The organism is Gammaproteobacteria bacterium, assembly GCA_032250735.1.
GTDB lineage: Bacteria > Pseudomonadota > Gammaproteobacteria > SZUA-152 > SZUA-152 > SZUA-152.
This window is the reverse complement of record JAVVEP010000001.1, coordinates 1-19,143: the sequence shown is the minus strand read 5'-3', so window position 1 is coordinate 19,143 and position 19,143 is coordinate 1. Positions and strand designations below refer to the sequence as shown.

General features: G+C 57.3%; 21 protein-coding genes. 8 read left to right on the top strand and 13 right to left on the bottom strand.

The window, feature by feature from the left end:
• Window positions 1-101 precede the first annotated feature (101 nt).
• Together RRB22_00105 and RRB22_00100 are read right to left on the bottom strand one after the other, a co-directional pair.
• A complete protein-coding gene (locus tag RRB22_00105; GenBank protein MDT8382794.1) occupies window positions 102-512 on the bottom strand; it encodes a hypothetical protein in 411 nt (136 codons plus the stop codon).
• The gene (locus tag RRB22_00100; GenBank protein ID MDT8382793.1) at window positions 509-1,354 is read right to left on the bottom strand and encodes a symmetrical bis(5'-nucleosyl)-tetraphosphatase; all 846 of its coding nucleotides are present in this window, start codon (window positions 1,352-1,354) and stop codon (window positions 509-511) included. Before RRB22_00100 ends, RRB22_00105 begins: the two co-directional genes overlap by 4 nt.
• 142 nt (window positions 1,355-1,496) lie before the next feature.
• On the opposite strand from RRB22_00100, the gene RRB22_00095 reads away from it, so the two are divergent.
• The 4 genes from RRB22_00095 to RRB22_00080 all read left to right on the top strand — a co-directional run bounded on the left by RRB22_00095 (window position 1,497) and on the right by RRB22_00080 (window position 4,512).
• The gene (locus tag RRB22_00095; protein ID MDT8382792.1) at window positions 1,497-2,117 is read left to right on the top strand and encodes a hypothetical protein; all 621 of its coding nucleotides are present in this window, start codon (window positions 1,497-1,499) and stop codon (window positions 2,115-2,117) included.
• A 281-nt stretch (window positions 2,118-2,398) separates the two neighbouring features.
• Window positions 2,399-3,415: a metallophosphoesterase gene (locus RRB22_00090; protein MDT8382791.1), complete on the top strand. Its 1,017-nt coding sequence runs from the start codon at window positions 2,399-2,401 to the stop codon at window positions 3,413-3,415.
• 17 nt (window positions 3,416-3,432) lie between these two features.
• Window positions 3,433-3,912: a cytochrome C gene (locus RRB22_00085; GenBank protein ID MDT8382790.1), complete on the top strand. Its 480-nt coding sequence runs from the start codon at window positions 3,433-3,435 to the stop codon at window positions 3,910-3,912.
• Between the two features lie 48 nt (window positions 3,913-3,960).
• Window positions 3,961-4,512: a DUF1566 domain-containing protein gene (locus RRB22_00080; GenBank protein ID MDT8382789.1), complete on the top strand. Its 552-nt coding sequence runs from the start codon at window positions 3,961-3,963 to the stop codon at window positions 4,510-4,512.
• 107 nt (window positions 4,513-4,619) lie between these two features.
• On the opposite strand, the gene RRB22_00075 is transcribed toward RRB22_00080, so the two are convergent.
• From RRB22_00075 to RRB22_00050, 6 genes are all read right to left on the bottom strand, one after another.
• On the bottom strand, window positions 4,620-5,102 hold the full coding sequence (locus tag RRB22_00075) for a DsrE family protein (GenBank protein MDT8382788.1): 483 nt from the start codon (window positions 5,100-5,102) through the stop codon (window positions 4,620-4,622).
• A gap of 321 nt (window positions 5,103-5,423) precedes the next feature.
• Complete coding sequence (locus RRB22_00070) at window positions 5,424-6,194, bottom strand: hypothetical protein (GenBank protein ID MDT8382787.1); 771 nt, start codon at window positions 6,192-6,194, stop codon at window positions 5,424-5,426.
• A gap of 408 nt (window positions 6,195-6,602) precedes the next feature.
• A complete protein-coding gene (locus tag RRB22_00065) occupies window positions 6,603-7,019 on the bottom strand; it encodes a VOC family protein (GenBank protein ID MDT8382786.1) in 417 nt (138 codons plus the stop codon).
• A gap of 204 nt (window positions 7,020-7,223) precedes the next feature.
• Entirely contained in the window at window positions 7,224-8,447 is a 1,224-nt protein-coding gene (locus RRB22_00060; GenBank protein MDT8382785.1) for an MFS transporter, read from the bottom strand.
• A gap of 33 nt (window positions 8,448-8,480) precedes the next feature.
• Window positions 8,481-8,933, bottom strand: a complete 453-nt coding sequence (locus tag RRB22_00055; protein ID MDT8382784.1) for a pyridoxamine 5'-phosphate oxidase family protein — start codon at window positions 8,931-8,933, stop codon at window positions 8,481-8,483.
• 105 nt (window positions 8,934-9,038) lie between these two features.
• On the bottom strand, window positions 9,039-9,317 hold the full coding sequence (locus RRB22_00050) for a hypothetical protein (protein MDT8382783.1): 279 nt from the start codon (window positions 9,315-9,317) through the stop codon (window positions 9,039-9,041).
• A gap of 141 nt (window positions 9,318-9,458) precedes the next feature.
• Between RRB22_00050 and RRB22_00045 the strand changes: the two genes are divergently transcribed.
• Entirely contained in the window at window positions 9,459-11,288 is a 1,830-nt protein-coding gene (locus tag RRB22_00045) for an SLC13 family permease (protein MDT8382782.1), read from the top strand.
• A gap of 280 nt (window positions 11,289-11,568) precedes the next feature.
• On the opposite strand, the gene RRB22_00040 is transcribed toward RRB22_00045, so the two are convergent.
• The 5 genes from RRB22_00040 to RRB22_00020 form a co-directional block, all read right to left on the bottom strand.
• Window positions 11,569-12,318 (bottom strand): hypothetical protein, encoded by a 750-nt coding sequence (locus RRB22_00040; GenBank protein ID MDT8382781.1) that lies wholly within the window; start codon window positions 12,316-12,318, stop codon window positions 11,569-11,571.
• Window positions 12,319-12,384: 66 nt separating this feature from the next.
• Window positions 12,385-12,840: a GNAT family N-acetyltransferase gene (locus tag RRB22_00035; protein ID MDT8382780.1), complete on the bottom strand. Its 456-nt coding sequence runs from the start codon at window positions 12,838-12,840 to the stop codon at window positions 12,385-12,387.
• Window positions 12,841-12,902: 62 nt separating this feature from the next.
• Complete coding sequence (locus RRB22_00030; protein MDT8382779.1) at window positions 12,903-13,205, bottom strand: hypothetical protein; 303 nt, start codon at window positions 13,203-13,205, stop codon at window positions 12,903-12,905.
• Between the two features lie 138 nt (window positions 13,206-13,343).
• A complete protein-coding gene (locus tag RRB22_00025) occupies window positions 13,344-14,591 on the bottom strand; it encodes an MFS transporter (protein MDT8382778.1) in 1,248 nt (415 codons plus the stop codon).
• Window positions 14,592-14,791: 200 nt separating this feature from the next.
• Window positions 14,792-15,412, bottom strand: a complete 621-nt coding sequence (locus tag RRB22_00020; protein MDT8382777.1) for a TetR family transcriptional regulator C-terminal domain-containing protein — start codon at window positions 15,410-15,412, stop codon at window positions 14,792-14,794.
• A gap of 121 nt (window positions 15,413-15,533) precedes the next feature.
• On the opposite strand from RRB22_00020, the gene RRB22_00015 reads away from it, so the two are divergent.
• From RRB22_00015 to RRB22_00005, 3 genes are all read left to right on the top strand, one after another.
• On the top strand, window positions 15,534-16,100 hold the full coding sequence (locus tag RRB22_00015) for a carboxymuconolactone decarboxylase family protein (GenBank protein ID MDT8382776.1): 567 nt from the start codon (window positions 15,534-15,536) through the stop codon (window positions 16,098-16,100).
• A gap of 343 nt (window positions 16,101-16,443) precedes the next feature.
• Window positions 16,444-17,514, top strand: a complete 1,071-nt coding sequence (locus RRB22_00010) for an alkene reductase (protein ID MDT8382775.1) — start codon at window positions 16,444-16,446, stop codon at window positions 17,512-17,514.
• A 467-nt stretch (window positions 17,515-17,981) separates the two neighbouring features.
• Window positions 17,982-19,094, top strand: a complete 1,113-nt coding sequence (locus RRB22_00005) for a hypothetical protein (protein ID MDT8382774.1) — start codon at window positions 17,982-17,984, stop codon at window positions 19,092-19,094.
• The last annotated feature ends 49 nt before the right edge of the window (window positions 19,095-19,143 follow it).

Genomic DNA, 19,143 nt, shown 5'->3' with positions numbered 1-19,143 from the left:
TTCGTCTCGCCGGAATATTTTTCATTCTACCACCACTATCTGTTAGATTATTTTCTGCCACGAAGCTGTTTTAGCATATACATGCAATCTGCAAAGGCAGTCTAAATCATCATCTGCCGCTGGCGTCTTAGGTAGCCCTCCACCTTGAGCACACCATCCGCATCGAACCACCGAAAGACCGCCCGCCCGGAATCCATGATGTGCAGCTCGGTACGACCTCCGCTGGCGCATACATCCTGCCCATATTCCAACTCATCCCGAAACTGCAACAAACGCCCGCTTTTCCGGATCAGGTGCAGCTCACCGCCACAGCCCAGGCTCTCGTAATCGATGCGAGAACGATCGGGGGTCAGGGTGACGGCCACCTCGTAGCGACTGTAGCGCTGGCCGGCGACGATTACCTCGGTCAGCATGCCGCTCCACACACCATAACTCCCCGCCGTGCTGGCTGACCATGCCCCCGCCGGCAGCCAGCACAGCAGCACACAGGCCAGGGCCAGTCCGCCTCTCATGCCGCCCCCGGGCGCAGGCCCGCCGAACATTCTACGCAATGCAGACTGCCTTCGTCATCCAGTCGCAGGGCCGTCAGCCGGCCGCCCCACAGGCAGCCCGTGTCCAGCGCCGTGACCCGGTTGCCCTGATACAGGCCCAGGGTCGACCAGTGCCCGAACACAATGCGCTCGGCCTGGGTTTGTCGGCCCTCCACCTCGAACCACGGCACGAGGCCGGCCGGCTGTGAACCCGGCGCCCCCTTGGCGTGCAGATCCACTCGCCCCTGTGCATCGCAGTAGCGCATGCGGGTAAAGCAGTTGGTGATGAATCGCAGCCGTTCCCAGCCACTGAGGTCCTCGTGCCAGTGATCCGGCAGGTTGCCGTACATGTGCGCAAAAAACGCGCGATAGTTTTCACCCCGCAGCACCGCCTCCACCTCGCCGGCGTGCTGTTGCGCTGCGCCCAGGCTCCACTGTGGCGGCAGTCCGGCATGGATCAGGCTGAAACCCAGGCTCGCGTCGTGATGCAGCAGCGGCTGGTGACGCAACCAGTCCAGCAGGCCCTGCCGGTCCGGCGCGGCCAGTATCGCCTCCAGGGTATCGCTGCGGTGCAGCCGGCCCTTGCCCTCGGCCACGGCCAGCAGATGCAGGTCGTGATTTCCCAGCACGGTGATCGCGGCAGCGGGCGTGCGCTCGCTCAGGTCCCGCACATAGCGCAGCACCCGCAGTGACTCGGGTCCGCGATTCACCAGATCACCCGTGAACCACAGCTGGTCGCTGGCGGCATCAAAGTGGATCGTCTCCAGCAGCGCCATCAGCTCGGCATAGCAGCCCTGAATATCGCCTATTGCGTATACCGCCATTCTGTTTCTCGACTCCCGGTTGCCGCGCCGCACGCGTTTGCGACAGCGGCATGCATGTCAAAAAAGTGCGCCAAAAATTCCGCACCAAAAAACTCTGCGCAGAGTAACACGGCTCAGGCAGACATCAGTTACAATCGCCCGCATGGATAAGACCGTCGTCATCGCGCCCAACAACACCACCCGTTCGACTCGTGCCTGGCTCGTCTATAGCGGGCTGATTTTCATCGGCTTTTTTGCCATCGGCCTGCTCAGCATCACCCTGCTCAACAAGGGCTGGGTGAATCATGTGCTGTATCCGGTGGGCGCCTCGGTCTCCATGTTCCAGCTCATCTGGCCCGAACAGCCGCTGGCCGCACTGGAATTCCTGCTCACCCAATCGTTCATCACCCTGGCCCATAAGGACCCGCGCAGCGCCCTCACCCTGTGGACCCTGGAATATGATGCCATCACCCTGCTGGTCTATCTCGTGGTGGCGGCCCTGCTCGGGCGCATGCTCACCCGTCCGCCGCGCCACGACGCCAGCCGCAACTACGGCCTCAGCCGCCGCGGCTGGCGCAGCAGCCTGCTGGGCGCCGGCCTGCTGATTATCTCCGTCACCTACATGACCGCCATCGAGCACTGCTCGGGCGCAACCTGGGTCGGTTTTGTTGCCCTCTACGGGCTGGGCTTTGACGGTTTCGACCTGTTTCCCGCCTACCAGTGGATACTCTTTTTGCTGGGCGCCGCCCTGCTGCTGATCGGCCTGCGCCGGCAGACCGCCTAAGGCCCCGTTTAACCGCGACTTCCTTTCGCGTTCCCTTTCGCGCGCCCTTCCTCGTTTCCCTTACGTATTTCCCTTCCACACCACCACGCCCTGGACCGGGCGTTACGTCCGTTTCAGAATTTTCTGATCCCGCAAAAAAATTTTTAATCACCCCCTTGATCCTCGCCCAATTTAGACTAAGTTTAATTTGCTTAGACCAGGTTTGATTTCCTCAGCCAGACACCGGCCCGGGAAATTCACACATCCTTATTACGGAAGATCATTTAAGGGAGGAAGTCCGCATGATAAAAATCTCACGTCGACAGTTTCTGGGCATCACCACCAAGGCCGGGGCCGCCACGCTGTTCACCGGCATGTTCGCCCCCAGTGTTACCAGCATGCTAGGGCTGGGTGGCGTCGCCGAGGCCGCTACCAAGAAGATCAAACCGTTCACCTTTGCCGTCCTCACCGACGCCCATCTCTACAACATCAAGGATCACAAGTTCGACGGCATCCTGGAAAAGGCGGTGGACGATGTGAACAGCATCAACCCGAGTCCTGACTTCGTCCTCTATGGCGGCGACCTCGGCCAGTCGGGCGAGAAAGACGAACTGGTGAAAGGTAAAAAGATCCTCGACAAGCTGAAGATGCCCTACAAGATCATTCCCGGTGAACACGATTATTACCTGGACATGGGCAAGGCCTGGCGCGGCCTGTTTGGCGATGAGCACTGGTCCTTTGACCACAACGGCGTGCACTTCATCGGCATGAACTCCATCCTGGTGCCGGATTTCTGGTCCCTCAAGGGACTCACGCCCAAGGAACGCATGGGCATGATGGAAGAGCTGGAATGCCACAACTGCGGCGCCTGGGGTGTGGGCGACAAACAACTGGAGTGGCTGGCCAAGGACGTGAAGAACGTCTCCCCCGACACCCCGGTGGTGATCATGACCCACTCCCCGTTATGGGATTACTACCCGCGCTGGAACTTCCAGACCTACGATGCCCCACAGATCCGCGAGACCCTGCGCAAGTTCGACAAGGTGATCGCCATCCACGGCCACGTGCATCAGGTGGTCTACAACGAGATCGGCAACATCCGTTCCTGCGGCCTGTTGTCCACCTCCTGGCCCTGGCCCTATCCGCCGGTGGAGCTGGAATATCCGCACATCAAGCAACGGCGTGCCGACCCCGGTGATTTTGAGGACGGCCTGGGCACCGCCAAGGTCTCCCTGGATACCGACTTTGGCGGCATGATGAACTGGCGTGCGTTTTCAGACCTGCTGCCAGCCAATATCAAAAATGGCCTGAAGATCTAACCACGGGAGGAACAGACATGAAAAAGACACACAACATGACCGTAACCGCTGTCGCCTCAAGCCTTGTGGTAGTCGGCGCATTGATCTTCAGCGGCACCTCACAGGCCAAACCGCCGCGCAGTGAGGAGCAAATCGCCCAGGAACGGGCCGCCTTGATGAGCAGCGTCGCCAAGGGTGATGCCCTCTGGCATAACGGCAAACTGGGCACCAATGGCCTGGCCTGCGCCAACTGCCACCCTGACGCCTCCGCCAGCAATGTGCATACCTGGCCCAAGTTCCAGACCAATCTGGGCAAGGTGGGCACGCTGCGCGAGATGATCAACTGGTGTATCGCCGTACCCATGCAAGGCAAGGTGCTCGACTACGACAGTGAAGAGATGATCGCCATGGAGGCCTACGCCACCTACATGCATCGGGGAGTCACCATCGATCTGGCCAAGGATGAACAACACGGCGCCATGCCGGTTAAGAGCGGTCCCGGCTATCCCCGACACTAGGCGGGAGACTGTCGGCCACACCATCACCGCAGGGACGGCCCTGCGGTGATGTTTCACGGCATCCACCCTATGCCCATCCGTCACTATTTTCTGACGACCTGTTGTGCACTGCTGTTGATGCTCAGCGACACACTCCCCGCCTATGAATGCGCCGACCAGACGCGCTCCATCAACAGCCAGCGTTTTGATGACAATCAGGACGGCACTCTCACCGACATCGACAGCGGCCTCACCTGGATGCGCTGCGCCCAGGGCCAGCACTGGAACGGCGACACCTGCCTGGGGCAGGCCGAGCCCTATACCTGGCTATCCGCCCAACATGCCGCCCAGCAACTCAACCAGCAGGGCGGCTATGCGGGGCATGCCGACTGGCGCGTGCCCCGCCTACCGGAGCTGGCGGGAATCGTGGAACGACACTGCAAGGACCCGCGCATCAATCTGCAACTGTTCCCCACCACTCCGGCCACCTACTTCTGGGTAGTCAACGCAAAACCCGGCATCCCGGATCAGGCCTACGCCATGGACTTTGGGGCACAGGGGGCGACGACCCTGCTCAAAAGTGAGCCCGCGCTGCTGCGTCTGGTACGGGGCCGTCCGTAAAATCCGCACAACCGATGGCGTTCTCATACGCTAACTCAAACATGAAATCGGTTTCCGGGACAAGCGCCGCACAGCAAGAATCACCACGCCAGCGCCGCACCGGCCTGCTACTGCATATAGGCGTAGCCATCCTGTTGCAGGCGGACGATTTCCGCATCGGCCATGGGCACCATACTGACAAAGCCGTGAATGTCCTGTGGCTCGTATTTCAATAATCTTGCCGCCGCACGACACATCCGAAACTCGATCGACGTCCCCACCGTCAGGCTCTGGGCGCGGCGCATAAGATCCTGCTGCTGCCCAAACTGATCAAAGGCAAAAAAGGGAATCGCGTCACCGTGGATCACCACCACAATCGAACTGTCAAAGGTGTCGGCGCCATACAGTTTATACAGATATCCCAGTCGATCGAGCACCAGGGCAATCGTCTCCCCGTCACCCGAGGTCAGATCAAACAGGACCTTTTGCGGCGCATAGTCGATATCCAGTATCTTCGCACTCCCCCAGGGCGTACTGTCACTCGCAGCAACAAAGGCCTGCGGAGCAACCAGCATAAAAATGGCAAACACGGCCTGTAGCATTATTTTCATTTCGACTCCGCTAATATTTTGTGTAACACACTGTTTGATTCACCTGCATCAGGCGGTCTACAACGAGATCGTCGACATCCGTTGATGGACGCCATCGATCACTGCGCCAGACAATGGCGATTAGTGATAAGCATACGTCTTTCTGGACGCAGGGTTAACTCCCATCGGCACCTGTTTGGAAATAACTTTCGCAGATTAGAACTGCCCGTTAGGCTGAGCGCCTAGCCAGGCAAAACTCTACAGCGAGATTCTTGGACACCCATAAAAAACGGCAAGCACCGCAGTGCTCGCCGTCTGGTCTCTGCATCAACTGTGGTCTGTTTACATCGCCATCGGCGTATGCAGTACCGTAATGCAGTTCGATGTGCCGGTGCCGGTGATGGTTGACTGCATCGGGTTGCTCAGGTTTATGCCCGCCAGGTCAAAGGTGAAGCTACCGTTCAGACACAGGGTGCCGACCTTTCCGGCATTTGGGCCTTCAACACCGACGACCGCGGAACAACCCGCCATGCGCACCGTCATGCTTTCTGCCGACAGCTGACCCAGTTCAACAGGACCCAGACCAGTGAAGGCGCGGCCTTTCATTTTCATTGCCTCGACAGCGGCACTGTCAAAATTGTCGCTGACATCCACAATGGATTGATAAACACTTTTTCCAACAACCATCCTGCAGGTATTGCACGTCCATTCGATTACCGGAGGAATCGCCGGCATCGGACCAGCGCCATACATGAAGGCCTTGACACCAATGGCCAGCATTCCAAAATCCATCGGGAACGCCGCTTGTCCTTCGATGGTACCAACTTCCTTGTTGAGCGATTTCAACTCTGCGGTCTTGCCGTCCGTCTTAACGGAATAGACCTTACCGGTGTAATTGAACATCAGCTTACCGGTCGGATCGAAAGCCATGTTTCCGTTTTCGTCTTTTGCGATAGAACCCGCAACCACCGATTTATCAATGATGATGGTATGCATGCTGTCGATGGCTGGATTGTTTTCCTTCTCATCGGCAATGCTCAGGGAAGAAAGGCCCAGACCTGCCACCAGGACGGTTGCGGTAATGGTTATATTTTTTATAGTTTCTAACTTCATTGTCAAAACCCCTATTAACAAGATATTTAAAAATGCGCCTTCGGGACATCCCTTGGAATTTCTGGCGCACCGGAATTAAAACGACCATAATTAAAATAGGGCATTGAAAATGCACCACCGTATGGACTGCGCAATATTAACTCCGTTTCCCAAAATCAACCAGCAAGCAAACAATTGCTGTTAGAATCTGTCTAACAATGACCGCCTTTGTATTGATCTGTAAAAGATATCGACAGGTCGCTGGCGGCATAGGCGAGAATCCAGACGCCTGTTACAGAACAGCAGCGCGAGACCAAAGGCGCGGCACCTTTTAACAGCCCCCAACAAATCCTCTATATACCGTTGACGGGCCCATCCCAGTGGCAGCAATTCCAGGGGGAAAGCGTCCACCTCAGAACACGCGAGATATCATGCCTCACTGTCAGTTGGCCCAACCCAGAACAGGGGGTTGTGTGCCACCTCCCAAAGGTGCCCATCGGGGTCCTTGAAATAACCGCTATACCCGCCCCAAAACACCTTTTGTGGTGGCTTCACCATAACCGCCCCGGCGGCAACCGCCTGGCGCATGACCTCGTCCACCTCTGCCTCCGAGGCGACATTGTGCGCCAGGGTGAACGCCTCGAAGCCCTGACCTTCCGCCGACACCGTCGCATCCTCCGCCAGCGCCTCACGCCCATACAGCCCCAGCCAGGTGCCGTTCAGCGTAAAAAATGCGACCTCGGGCGGAGATTCCATCCGCGGAAAACCCAGCCCCTGTTGATAGAACTTCACCGACGCCGGGAGATCACGCACCCCCAGGGTGATCATGCTGATACGAGGTTTCATGACGATTCACTCCTCCTTGGTGCAATAACAGTCTGCTCAAAATACTGATTGTAGACAGACATGTAGGGTGTGTAACCCGTCATCCGGGTTACCCACGCAGTACCAATACATACTTCAACACCCACCATTCGTTACGTTCCTATCATTTTGCACGGACACATAAAGCGTGCCTCTACATGGCTTACGTCATTCAGCGGCGACACATCACTTCGCAACATGCGATGACTCGGCCCGTCGACTCACCGTTATAAGCCCGATCGCGGCGACGGCGGCGAAACCGGCACCCGCCAGAAACGTCGCCGAAGGTCCGACCGTGCTCCACAGCGTGCCGGCGATCACGCTGGCGAACAGCAGTGAGCCTCCGCTGACGAGATTGAATATCCCAAACCCGGTGCCGCGCAACTGCGCTGGCACGGTGTCGGCGACGAGCTTGGACAACAGGCCCTGGGTGAAGGCCATGTGCAGACCCCACAACGCCGCCCCGACCAACACGGCCATGACGCCCCCGGCTACGGCGAGCACCACGTCCGCCGCAATCAGCAACGCAAACCCGATCAACAGCAGGCTGCGCTGGCGAAAGCGGTCAGCGGCGGCCCCGGCCGGATAGGCCGCCGTGGCATAGAACAGGTTCATCACCACCATGACCACCGGCACATAGCCGAGCGCGAGGCCGATGTCCTCGGCCCGCAAGATCAAAAACGCATCACTGAAACGGGCCAGCGTGAACACCGCTCCCAACAGCACCACCATCCAATACCGCAACGGCAGGCGTTTGACGTCGGCGAGGGTGAGTGGCGCCTCGACATGGGTGGCTGCCTGCGCGCGCTCAGGTTCGCGCACATAGATCATCAGCAATGCCACGGCGATGAAGGCGGGCACCACGGCGACCCACATCACGGCCCTGATGTCATCGGCAAACCAGAGCATAAAGACTACCGCCAGCAGCGGGCCGAGCAAGGCGCCGACGGAATCGAGCGCCTGGCGCAATCCGTAGGCCGCACCGCGCAAGGGCGCCGGGGTGATGTCGGCCACCAGCGCGTCGCGCGGCGCACCGCGAATCCCCTTGCCGATGCGATCGACGAAACGCGCGGTGAACACCCAGCCGATGGACGCGGCCAGCGGGAACATCGGTTTGGTGAGGGCCGCAATCCCATAGCCGATGATCATCAGGACTTTACGCCTGCCGAGATAATCGCTCAGCGCGCCCGAGAATATTTTCAGGATGGCCGCCGTCGCCTGCGCGATACCTTCTATAACGCCGACGGTCACCATGGATGCACCCAGCACCGTGACCATGAAGACCGGCAGCAGGCTGTGGATCATCTCGGAGGAGATATCCATGAACAGTGAACCGAACCCCAGCGCCCAGATGCCCGCGGGCAATGCACGCCAGACGGCCGGGCTGCGCGGACGGCGATGAATAGACACGCTGATGGCTAGTCACCAACCTTGTTACAGTCTTCAAACCGTAACGAGGTCGGCGTGACCAAAACCCTGGGAGTAGTCGAGCACGGAGATGACCGTAGGGGTGACGCGGAAGATGCGCACATCGTCGGGGGTCGGCATCTGCACGGGCAGTTCAATCTGCTCGGGATATTTTTGCGGCATCAGCTGCAGGACCCTTTCCGCCTCGTCACGGTCATCCACGGCGTGCGCGCGTGCCGCCATGGACAGGCCGGTGATCGCCATCAGATCCGGCGTGTCGTGATCGATGGTGAGTGAGACCCGGTCATCGACGGCGAGATTCGCCGCCTTCTGGCTATCCAGGCCACAGAGAAAATAGAGGGTGAGGCCCTCATTGACGTAGCCGACAGTCGTTGCCTGCGGCCAGCCATCCGGGCGTAAGGTGGCAAGCGTCATGATCCGGTGTTCATCCAGCAGTGCCAGTATCTTGTTGTTGAGCGCATCATCCATGAGCCACCTCCAGCGGTACAGGAAGTATAGACTCCGCGGCCAGATCACAAACCACTAATCCCGACCTGAACACTGACCAGGCCGGGTGAGCTCAACGACCTTATGCTACTTGGAACCCTCTTCCACTTTCCATTGAGTTTCCACCTTGCCCTTTTTACCTATGCCAGACGCGCCCGCCTCCCGTGCCTTCTGCACTGCCGGAAGCAACAAGGCGGCCGGTTTCGGGGTTTCATCACTTTTGATTTCACGGGCAGGCTCAAGCTGGCTGGATGATTTTGACTCACCCTTGATATCGCCAAGTTTGATATAGGCGGCGCTATAGACCGGCGCTGACAGGGCCAGGCCAACGGCGATAATCAGGGCATGGGCAAATATACGTTTCATCTTCTTATCCTCTCTTTTAGTTATTGAATATGTAACTCTGTGTCGCCACAAACCTGCCCGCAGCTCAATCGCTGTGAGCAAGTCAGGTAGGGGGGCAGTCTATGCTAGCCTTGTAAACCCTTTACTATCGAGACCACTGTGATGAACCTGCCGCCTTTACCTGATGCCCATGCCCTGGCCGTACTCGGCCTGATCGTGGTCGCCCTGTTCCTGTTTACCCGGGAACGCATTCCGCTGGAGACCTCCAGCCTGATCGTGCTGGTGCTGCTGGCGGCGGGCTTCGGGCTGTTCCCCTATCAGCGGGGCGAGATCAGTGTTGAGGCCACGGATTTCTTCCACGGCTTTGGCCACGAGGCGCTGGTGGCGGTGTGCGCCCTGATGATCGCCGGGCAGGGTCTGGTGCGCACCGGTTCTCTGGAGCCGGTGGGCCGCGCACTGGCACGCATGTGGTCGGTCAGCCCGTTGTTTTCGCTGCTGCTCACCCTGGTGGCCGGCGCGGTGCTCAGCGCCTTCGTCAACAATGTGCCGATCGTGGTGCTGCTGCTGCCGATCCTGGTGAGCATCTCGCTGCGCACCAACCGGCCGGCCTCGGACATCCTCATGCCCATGGGCTTTGCCACCCTGCTGGGTGGCATGAGCACCACTATCGGCACCTCGACCAATCTGCTGGTGGTGTCGGTGGCGGCGGATATGGGCCTGCGCCGCTTTGCGATGTTTGACTTCCTGGTACCCGCGGCGCTGGCCGGCAGTGTTGCGATCCTGTTTCTGTGGCTGGTGGCGCCACGCATGCTGCCGCAACGTCAGGGGCACATGGCGGACACCTCGCCACGCATTTTTAGCGCCACCCTGCACGTGGAGGAAGACAGCGCCGCCGAGGGCAAGACCCTGGCGGAGGCGTTGGAGAAGGCCGGGAGCACGCTGCATATTCGACAGGTCATCCGCGACAGCGGTACGGCGATCACCCCGCTGCCGGACGTGGTGCTGCGCGCGGGCGATCGCCTCAGCGTGCGCGATACGCCGGAACATCTCAAGGAATACGAAACCGTGCTGGGCGCCCGTCTGTATACCGGCGACACGCCGGTGGACGAGGAGCATCCGCTGCAGGATGAAGATCAGCAGCTGGCCGAGATTGTAGTCACCCCCGGCTCGCCGCTGGATGGCAGCACCCTCTCGCGCCAGCGCTTTGCTGACTATTACCAGTTAGTAACCCTGGCCCTGCATCGCGCTGGTCGGGAGTCACGCACCCTGCGCGAGGATGTGGGCGACGTGCGCCTGGGCATCGGCGATGTGCTACTGGTGCAGGGCAATCGTGAGCAGATCGCCGAGGTCAAACGCAGCGGTGAATTTCTGGTGCTGGACGCCACCAGCGATCTGCCCGTCAGCAAACGCGCGCCGCTGGCGCTGCTGATCATGGTATCGATTGTGGCGGTGGCCGCGCTGGGCATTCTGCCTATCGCCATCAGCGCGGTGGCCGGCGTGCTGCTGATGATCGTCAGCCGCTGCCTGAGCTGGCGTGATGCAGCCCAGGCCCTGAGCACGCCGGTGATCCTGATTGTGGTGGCGAGCCTGGCGCTGGGCTCGGCCCTGCTCAAGACCGGTGGCGCGGGTTATCTGGCGCAGTTATTTGTGAGTCTCAGCGAGGGCGCCTCGCCGACCGTTATCCTCAGCGGGCTAATGCTGGTGATCGCCGTGCTGACCAACATCGTCTCCAACAATGCCTCAGCGGTGATCGGCACCCCGATCGCGATCAGCATCGCCCAGCAACTCAACCTGCCGCCCGAGCCCTTCGTGCTAGCGGTGCTGTTTGGCGCCAACATGAGCTTTGCCACACCCATGGCCTACAAGACCAACCTGCTGGTGATGAACGCCGGCGGTTATACCTTCATGGATTTTGTGCGGGTCGGCGTCCCGCTGACCCTCATCGTCTGGCTGACCCTGTCGTGGGTGCTGCCGGTGATGTACGGGCTTTAGGTCTACGAAACTATCAATCCTTGGAACCGGACAACCATGGTTGCCGTAATGATAATATATTCGCTTCAGGCCAGAGGAGCTATTTACAGATATTCTGGTAACATTGGATTTGTAGGGGTTGCTGCGATTCAGCCATGTGGGGATAAACTGCCACTAATTGGCGCAACCCGGTCGTCTATCTTGCTCATGATGATGGAAAAGCAGCCATTAACGAAAAGCGTAACTGGCGCATTTACAGGACTCGCAGCGACCGAAAAATGTGTCCATGTTTACGCGCTGGTTAGCTATTCTTTTTTATCGCCTTTTCTACTCGATTCTTTATTCGTATCGCAGCACTAAGTTCTTCGTCAGCTTGGTACTTTGCAAAATATTGTCCTGTTATTTCTGATGCCTCTGTTTGTCGGTCTGCGCAGATTAGGCACAGTGTAAGCCTATCTAGGATTGATAATTCTCCACCAATACCGTTTTCTTGCCGTTCTTCGTCGATGAGTTGACCAACCAAACCCATTTCCGGTTGTATAGTCGCGTAGGCTTCGATATTTACCAATGCCTTAATATATAATTTTATTGCTTCATCTGGTTTTGACTGCTCTTGTTCGCGGGCCGCTCCCAATAGCTCCCGATTAACATTACGCAACTTGTGGAAGGTATCCAGGGCGGAAAAGTCTGTTTTTCGACCGAAATTTATCCAATTTACTAACGTTTCTGACTCTTGTGCTATCCACTCGCTTTCTAATTCCTCGGCCTGTGCAGATTTAAGATCATCTACCAGAATAACAACTTTGTACTCGCCGTTGAGATGCTTTTCTACGTATCGGCGCCAAAGAAAATGTCGATCTTCGTCCCAAGCACGGCGCTTGATTCCCTTTCCGATATAGAAAGGAATGCCTCGCTTGTCGTAATGGCCATATACATAATAGCGTTTCGGATTTTCTTGATTTGCCGAAGGTAACGGTGTCAGGCGCTCGTGTGGCTGTTCACCGAAACTGATTGTTATTCCTTGGTTTGTAATTTTTGTTGAAATCTTCATTGTGGAAAAATCTACTACAAGGCTAACTATTTGATTAACGAGACCCCTTGTCTTGTTATTTATTTTTTATGAGATTTGTTTCGCCATAGTAATGTTTGCCCTAGCGTAAACTGGATGTTGCCCAATATTCGTGGTTTTGAATCCATATTTTTCATATAGTGAAATGGCTGACTTTAACATTGTATTCGAGACAAGATATACTTCTCTTGCACCAATTTGTCGCAGTTTGTTAATGCATGCTTCTAATAGTTTACCTCCATAACCATTGCCACGGTGTTCTTTTTGAATAGTCATTCGTGCAAGCTCATATATACCGTTGCCTTCATTGAATAGCGCACAAACACCGATAACCTTATTGTTTTCGATAAGGCTGAATATATAACCACCACCTTCAATTATTTTCTGTGGATTTGCGGCAAGCTCCCGATCTATTTCCTCAATTTGAAAATATTTAGAGATCCACGCTTCATTCAAACGGATGAAGTCATTTAAATAGTTACTTTTATTCTCAACTATTTCCATTCTTTTGACTCATAACAGTTTGATTAACGATACCCCTTGTCACGCTATCTATTCTTTAGGCATTATTTAGCGAGGCCAAAAGTGGTTACTGCAATGCGGCCGTTCTCTTTTAAAACTACAAATTTAAGCATTATTGATTTACCCTCACCATAGTAATAAACTTTGCGAAACACCCATCCTGGACCTGTTGGTGATTGCTTTTCATTGACATGGATTACATCGCCACCCTCAGAAATTGAATCACATAAATTTAAAACAGGAATAGTGTCCTGTTTATAAAGTTTTATTAGGTTTTCTGTTCCAAAATTTGACTTTGTTACATCGCTAGTGATTTTAAGCATCTCTTCAAGTTCTAAGTTCTTCATTTTTCGCAAATGAGATAAAACTTTTCATAACTGCTGAATATTCCTCAGAAGGATGTGATGCGGGCAAACTATACTCCCCGCAGCCCCAAAATTCATGGGTGTGTGCACAGATATACGGTCTTTAGGCGTCTGTCGGTTTCAGGGCTTTTCGGGGCTGTCCGCCGGCTCAGCCAGCGGGCTCAGCTCCAGCGCGATGGGCGAGGTGCGGGCCAGGGGGATAAACTCATTCTGTTCCTCGACCGGGGGTGCGCTGCGGTTGTGCATGCGGTGCAGGGTAAACAGGCCGAGAAAGCCCATGATCAGCGCAAACAGAATCAGCATGCCGCGGGGGCCGAAATGTTCCAGCGCCTGACTGGCGACCAACGGCCCGAGAATTGCGCCGATACCATACAGCTGCAACAGGCCCTGGGCCGCCTCCAGGCTTTGATCCGAATCGATGCGGTCATTCACATGGGCCGCGCTCAGGGCATAGAGGGTAAAGGCAAAACCGCCAAAAACGAACGATACACCGTAAAACAGCCAGCCGGTATCGATGCTCACCAGACTGTTCAACACGGCCATCGCGGCGCCGGAAAAGCAGCACAGGCTGATTACCCGGCGTCGATCCATCACATCCGACAAGATGCCCAGCGGCCATTGCAGCGTGGCGCCACCAATGATGATGGCGCTCATCAACCAGGCGATGCCGATATTATCCAGCCCGATGCGGGCCGCATACAGCGCGCCCATACCCCAGATGGAACCGGTGATCAGACCGGCCGACAGGGTGCCCACAACGCCCAGCGGCGAGATGCCATACAGGCGTCTCAGGCTGAGCCTTTTGGGGGTCGCTATTTTTGGTTCGGTGATGCGGGTCAGCACCACCGGCAGCACCGCCAGGGAAATCAGAATCGTGGTGATGGCGAACAGCTCGAAACTGGCCACCTCGCCCAACCGCAGCAGGTGCTGACCGCACGCCATGGCCAGCAGGGTGATCACCATGTAGATGCCAAAGAAGCGACCGCGCAGGGCGTTGCTCGCCAGCACGTTGAGCCAGCTCTCGATCACCATGTACATCCCCACGATGCAGAAGCCGCTGATAATTCTCAGCAGAATCCAGAACCAGGTATCGGTGTTCAGGATAAAGGCTACGGCTACCGCCGAGGACAGCGTTGCCATGGCGGCGTAGGCGCGAATATGCCCGTACTGCCGAATGAGTCGGGGACAGTAAATGCTGCCCACTGCAAAGCCGATGAAATACGACGACATGACGATGCCGGTCATGGTCATCGAGTAGCCTTCCACACCGGCACGCAGACCCAGCAGGGTACCCTGCAGGCCCATGCCCAGCAGCAGAATGGCTGTACTCAATAGTAGCGAAGAAATAGAACCAGCAATGCCAAACATAAATATCCGTGTTGATCGTATGATTGTGCGCCAGCCAGTATCGCACGATCGTCAAGGTAACCGAAAATTGCTGTCAGCAGGCCTGCCTGAAAGCAAAACCGGTTCAAATAACTATGAATAGACTTCTATGAGCGAGAGTTTGATGTGCCTTTGGTGACTGAGAGCCGCAGCGCGGCGGCTGCCACACCACGCCGCCGTGTTTAACGGGATGCGCCGGGTGCCGCGTCCAGCGGCCCTGTCACACCCAGGGCCGTGAACAGGCCGTCGACGATCTCGTGCAGACAGGCCGCGCCGGGGCGGGTCTTGTGATAGACCCGCAGACCGTAGATACCGACAATCAGCAGGCGGGCCAGGGCCACGGGGTCCCTGTCGGCGGCCAGCTCCCCGCGATCCCGGGCCTCGCGCAGCACGCGCTCAAACTCCGCCTCCACCTCGGTAAACATGGCGCAGACCCGCTGGTTGATCTCCGCATCCTCCGCCGGCATCTCCAGCAGGGTGTTGACCAGCAGGCAACCCTTGCTGTCCGCATCAGCCACCGCCTCATCGATCAGCCGGTCAAAAAATACCCGCAACTGCCCCAGCGGCGAGTGCTGCGTGTGCAGACACGCCTGTATCCGCTCACGGATGCCGGCAAAGTAGGCATCCAGTGCCGCGATAAACAGGCTGCGCTTGTTCCGAAAGGCGCCGTACAGGCTGCCCGGCTGCAGCTGGGTAGCGGCGATCAGATCCCTGATCGAGGTGGCGTGGTAGCCCTGGCGCCAGAACACGGTCATGGCGCGGCGCAGGGTGTCATCACGATCAAATTCAATGGGACGTGGCATCGGGGTCTCTCGGGGTCGGTCGACAATGGGCGCGATAATACCATACTTGAACGAACGTTCAATAATTGCCATACTGCCTCGGCATTGGCCCACTACACCACCCCACCCAGGAGGAAACCCCATGACAACATTCACCTTTCACGATGAAACGACGGCCCCCGAAAAGGCCCTGCCGAGCATGGCACAGGCCAAACAGACCTTCGGCTTCGTCCCCAACCTGATCAGCGGCATGGCCAACTCACCCGCCCTGGCCGCGGGCTATCTCAGCCTCTCCGGCCTCTATGCCGGCAGCAGCCTGAGCCCGCAGGAGCAACAGGTCGCCCTGCTGGCGGTGAGCCGCTACAACGGCTGTGACTACTGTGTCGCCGCGCACTCCATGGTCGCGAACCTGGTCCAGGTGCCAGCCGATGCAGTGGAGGCGCTGCGGGATGATCGACCCATCGCCGATCCCCGCCTGGAGGCCCTGCGCACCTTCACCGCCAAAATGGTGGACAAGCGTGGCTGGCTGAGCGAGGCGGATATCCAGCAATTTCTCGACGCCGGCTTTGACATGCAGCAGGTGGGTGACGTGGTTCTGGCCGTAGGCATGAAGACCCTGAGCAACTACTTCAACCACATCGCACAGACCCCGCTCGATGCGGCCATGAGCCCGTTTGCCTGGGAGGGCAAGCCCACCCAGGGGGCCTGATTTGCCCTCTTTCGTTTTCAGGTTTGTAATGTTCATGGGGCGCGGCTGAAGGCCTGTGAACAAAACCTGACCCCGCTCGAGAGTACGTGTCTTGCCCAGGACGCGCGCGGCAGTGCACGGACATCCAGGCGTAGGCGCTTCATGAAGGAATCTAATCCCGCAAGCAGTTGGTGGTGGGCGCGTCACCGACGCCATAAGGGGTCCATAATTCAACAACAATGCAACAACACGCGGCTGTATGGCCACGGCGCGCCAGCCGGAACGGGCAGTGACGCCCCCATCAACCAGGACCTCTCCAGGTCCATCAATGCACAGCAGAATTTGCCGAACATAAGGAGCAACAATGTCCACCGACCTGTTTACACCGATTCCCATAGGCGACCTGATCCTGCCCAACCGCATGGTGATGGCGCCCATGACCCGCAACCGGGCGATTGAGGGCAACGTGCCCAATCCGCTGGCGGCGACCTACTATCAACAGCGGGCCACGGCCGGGCTGCTGATCACCGAGGCCTCACAGGTCTCGCCCGGGGGCGTCGGTTATCCGGCCACGCCGGGGATCCATAGCGAGGCGCAGGTGGCCGGCTGGCGCGAGGTGGTTAATGCCGTGCACAAGGAAAACGGGCATATCTTTATCCAGTTATGGTACTGCGGACGCATCTCCCACCCCAGCCTGCTGCCGGACCATGCCACCCCGGTGGCGCCCTCCGCCCTGCGCCCCGCGGGCGAGGCGTTTACCGCCAGCGGCCCGCAGCCGTTTGTGGAACCCCGCGCCCTGGACACCGGGGAGATCCCCACCATCGTCGCCCAATACCGGCACGCCGCGGAGATGGCCCGGCGCGCCGGTTTCGACGGTATCGAGGTGCACGGCGCCAATGGCTACCTGATCGATCAGTTCCTGCGCGACGGCACCAACCGGCGTGACGACCGCTACGGCGGCAGCGTGGAGAACCGCATGCGCCTGCTCAACGAGGTGCTGGATGCGGTGTGTCAGGTGTGGCCGGCCCAACGGGTAGCGGTGCGCCTCACCCCGGAGAACAGCTTCAACGACATGTCCGACTCCGACCCGCAATCCCACTTCGCCTACTTCATCGAGCAGCTCAGTGGCCGCGGCCTGGCCTACCTGCATGTGCTGGAGGGGGACATGATGAGCAAGCGCGGCAGCCTGGACTACCGCGCCCTGCGCGAGCGCTTCAGTGGCCCGTACATGGCCAACAATGGCTATGACCAGGCGCGGGCCGAGCAGGCCATCCGCCAGGGCGACGCGGATCTGGTGTCGTTCGGCGTACCGTTTCTCGCCAACCCCGACCTGGTGCGCCGTTTCCGGGAAGGCCTGCCGCTCAATGAACCGGATCAGGCCACCTTCTACGGCGGTGACGCCACCGGTTACACGGACTATCCGATGCATCAATAGCCCGGCAATAACCCTGCGCGTAGTAACAGGCAGTAGCAGTATGGACTAGCGGTGTTTATCCCGCTGTTCGGTGCCGGCCTGCGGCAACGGGGAATATTAGAAACAATTGCTCTGACCCGGGTTTTGACTCGGGTTTTGCCTATCACCTGAATCAGTGGCTTAACCGCGGATCCAGTCACAACACCTCCGCCAAATCCTGTCGTTGATCCCACAACCAGTCGATGCCTCCATTGGGCCTGGCCTGTAAATCATTAACTTCGAAATTTATCGTGGCCAATTTCTAAAGAAATAAATTATCTGGCCGAAAAAACAAAACATGCAGATCGCCTTACAAACTCAACCTTAACTCCACACATCCCGGCAGTGATTCTCTTGAATCCAGCGGCAAGGGGAAAACAGAGCTTTTTCCAACGGGAAACAGCCGCCTTTTTTAAACCGTCTCTGACTGACAAATAAGGATCATAACAATGAATAAGATTTTTCCCCTTGTAGCATTAACCTCGATATTAGCCGCCTGTGGCGGTGGCGGTGGTGGAGGTGGCAGCGATACCGTTACTGGACTGGAAATGCCCTCCAACCTCAGCGTGGTCGCCAGTCCGGATGACTCCGGAAGCGGTACTGTAGCTGCAGCACTGTTTAATGATGCCGGCACCGATTATTCCTCCGATGTAGCCCAGGTACATATTTACGATGCATCCATGGAATCACTACAGACGGTGAATATGATCCTCTGCGTAATGGAACAGACACGTGCCACCGCGATGGTGAACCAGGGTGCCTATATCGCGCTGGTTAATGAAGATAAGTGTGAAACCGGTGGGAATAAATCCAGCGGTGGTACCGGTGGCGGGCAATCAACAGGATCCGGTAGCAGCGAGCAAACGGCCAAATTCAACAAGTGGACAATCAATTCCACACGCGCCGACAACAGCTCACCACAGATTGTCAAAATCTGGGTGCCGGGTACGGCCAATGCCACGGATCCGATGGACGGACAAAATATTTTGGTGGAAGTGACAGTCAGTGAAGGTGTTAGCGCTACCCGGCCATTTGGCAGCTTTGTCATGAATTTTGCTGGAATTGTGGATGCCGCTCTATTCGGCGGTACGCCGGGTAGCTTTGAAACCACCATGGCTGGAACACTGCAGACTGTGGACAATAGCCTGGGTCAGCCGCAATTCCAGTTTATTAATGTGGGTGGTAATGCGGTTAACGCCATGATTACTGACTTCACCATGACGCAAAAAGCCAATGTGGTGCTGGATGACACGAGCAGCACCGGTGGTGTTGCCCACACCTCAAGCAATGAGGGTTTTGATCAGGACATGAACAACACCATTGATCCAGGTGAATCCCGCCAAACTGACTTTGCCATTGCCTTTAATGCCGATAATTTTTTACGCGGCAAAGATGATGACGGCGTCAGCGGCATCGACAGCTATGCCTGTACCTCACGCACCAGCCTGGATGAACATATCTGGCGCTACAATCTTTACCACGCTGCCGATGGCACCTTTAATGGTACAGCGGTTACCGGTGGTCAACTGGTAAAACTGGACTCCGGTTTCCCTTTCACCTGAATCCGTAACTTAAAGCCCACCAACAAAGCATTTGATGCCGTATTTTGCA

What these genes read in the sequence shown, in the direction of transcription:
- RRB22_00105 (MDT8382794.1), bottom strand. Translation starts at nt 512, where the DNA reads ATGAGAGGCGGACTGGCCCTGGCCTGTGTGCTGCTGTGCTGGCTGCCG.
- RRB22_00100 (MDT8382793.1), bottom strand. Translation starts at nt 1,354, where the DNA reads ATGGCGGTATACGCAATAGGCGATATTCAGGGCTGCTATGCCGAGCTG.
- RRB22_00095 (MDT8382792.1), top strand. Translation starts at nt 1,497, where the DNA reads ATGGATAAGACCGTCGTCATCGCGCCCAACAACACCACCCGTTCGACT.
- RRB22_00090 (MDT8382791.1), top strand. Translation starts at nt 2,399, where the DNA reads ATGATAAAAATCTCACGTCGACAGTTTCTGGGCATCACCACCAAGGCC.
- RRB22_00085 (MDT8382790.1), top strand. Translation starts at nt 3,433, where the DNA reads ATGAAAAAGACACACAACATGACCGTAACCGCTGTCGCCTCAAGCCTT.
- RRB22_00080 (MDT8382789.1), top strand. Translation starts at nt 3,961, where the DNA reads ATGTTTCACGGCATCCACCCTATGCCCATCCGTCACTATTTTCTGACG.
- RRB22_00075 (MDT8382788.1), bottom strand. Translation starts at nt 5,102, where the DNA reads ATGAAAATAATGCTACAGGCCGTGTTTGCCATTTTTATGCTGGTTGCT.
- RRB22_00070 (MDT8382787.1), bottom strand. Translation starts at nt 6,194, where the DNA reads ATGAAGTTAGAAACTATAAAAAATATAACCATTACCGCAACCGTCCTG.
- RRB22_00065 (MDT8382786.1), bottom strand. Translation starts at nt 7,019, where the DNA reads ATGAAACCTCGTATCAGCATGATCACCCTGGGGGTGCGTGATCTCCCG.
- RRB22_00055 (MDT8382784.1), bottom strand. Translation starts at nt 8,933, where the DNA reads ATGGATGATGCGCTCAACAACAAGATACTGGCACTGCTGGATGAACAC.
- RRB22_00050 (MDT8382783.1), bottom strand. Translation starts at nt 9,317, where the DNA reads ATGAAACGTATATTTGCCCATGCCCTGATTATCGCCGTTGGCCTGGCC.
- RRB22_00045 (MDT8382782.1), top strand. Translation starts at nt 9,459, where the DNA reads ATGAACCTGCCGCCTTTACCTGATGCCCATGCCCTGGCCGTACTCGGC.
- RRB22_00040 (MDT8382781.1), bottom strand. Translation starts at nt 12,318, where the DNA reads ATGAAGATTTCAACAAAAATTACAAACCAAGGAATAACAATCAGTTTC.
- RRB22_00035 (MDT8382780.1), bottom strand. Translation starts at nt 12,840, where the DNA reads ATGGAAATAGTTGAGAATAAAAGTAACTATTTAAATGACTTCATCCGT.
- RRB22_00030 (MDT8382779.1), bottom strand. Translation starts at nt 13,205, where the DNA reads ATGAAGAACTTAGAACTTGAAGAGATGCTTAAAATCACTAGCGATGTA.
- RRB22_00025 (MDT8382778.1), bottom strand. Translation starts at nt 14,591, where the DNA reads ATGTTTGGCATTGCTGGTTCTATTTCTTCGCTACTATTGAGTACAGCC.
- RRB22_00020 (MDT8382777.1), bottom strand. Translation starts at nt 15,412, where the DNA reads ATGCCACGTCCCATTGAATTTGATCGTGATGACACCCTGCGCCGCGCC.
- RRB22_00015 (MDT8382776.1), top strand. Translation starts at nt 15,534, where the DNA reads ATGACAACATTCACCTTTCACGATGAAACGACGGCCCCCGAAAAGGCC.
- RRB22_00010 (MDT8382775.1), top strand. Translation starts at nt 16,444, where the DNA reads ATGTCCACCGACCTGTTTACACCGATTCCCATAGGCGACCTGATCCTG.
- RRB22_00005 (MDT8382774.1), top strand. Translation starts at nt 17,982, where the DNA reads ATGAATAAGATTTTTCCCCTTGTAGCATTAACCTCGATATTAGCCGCC.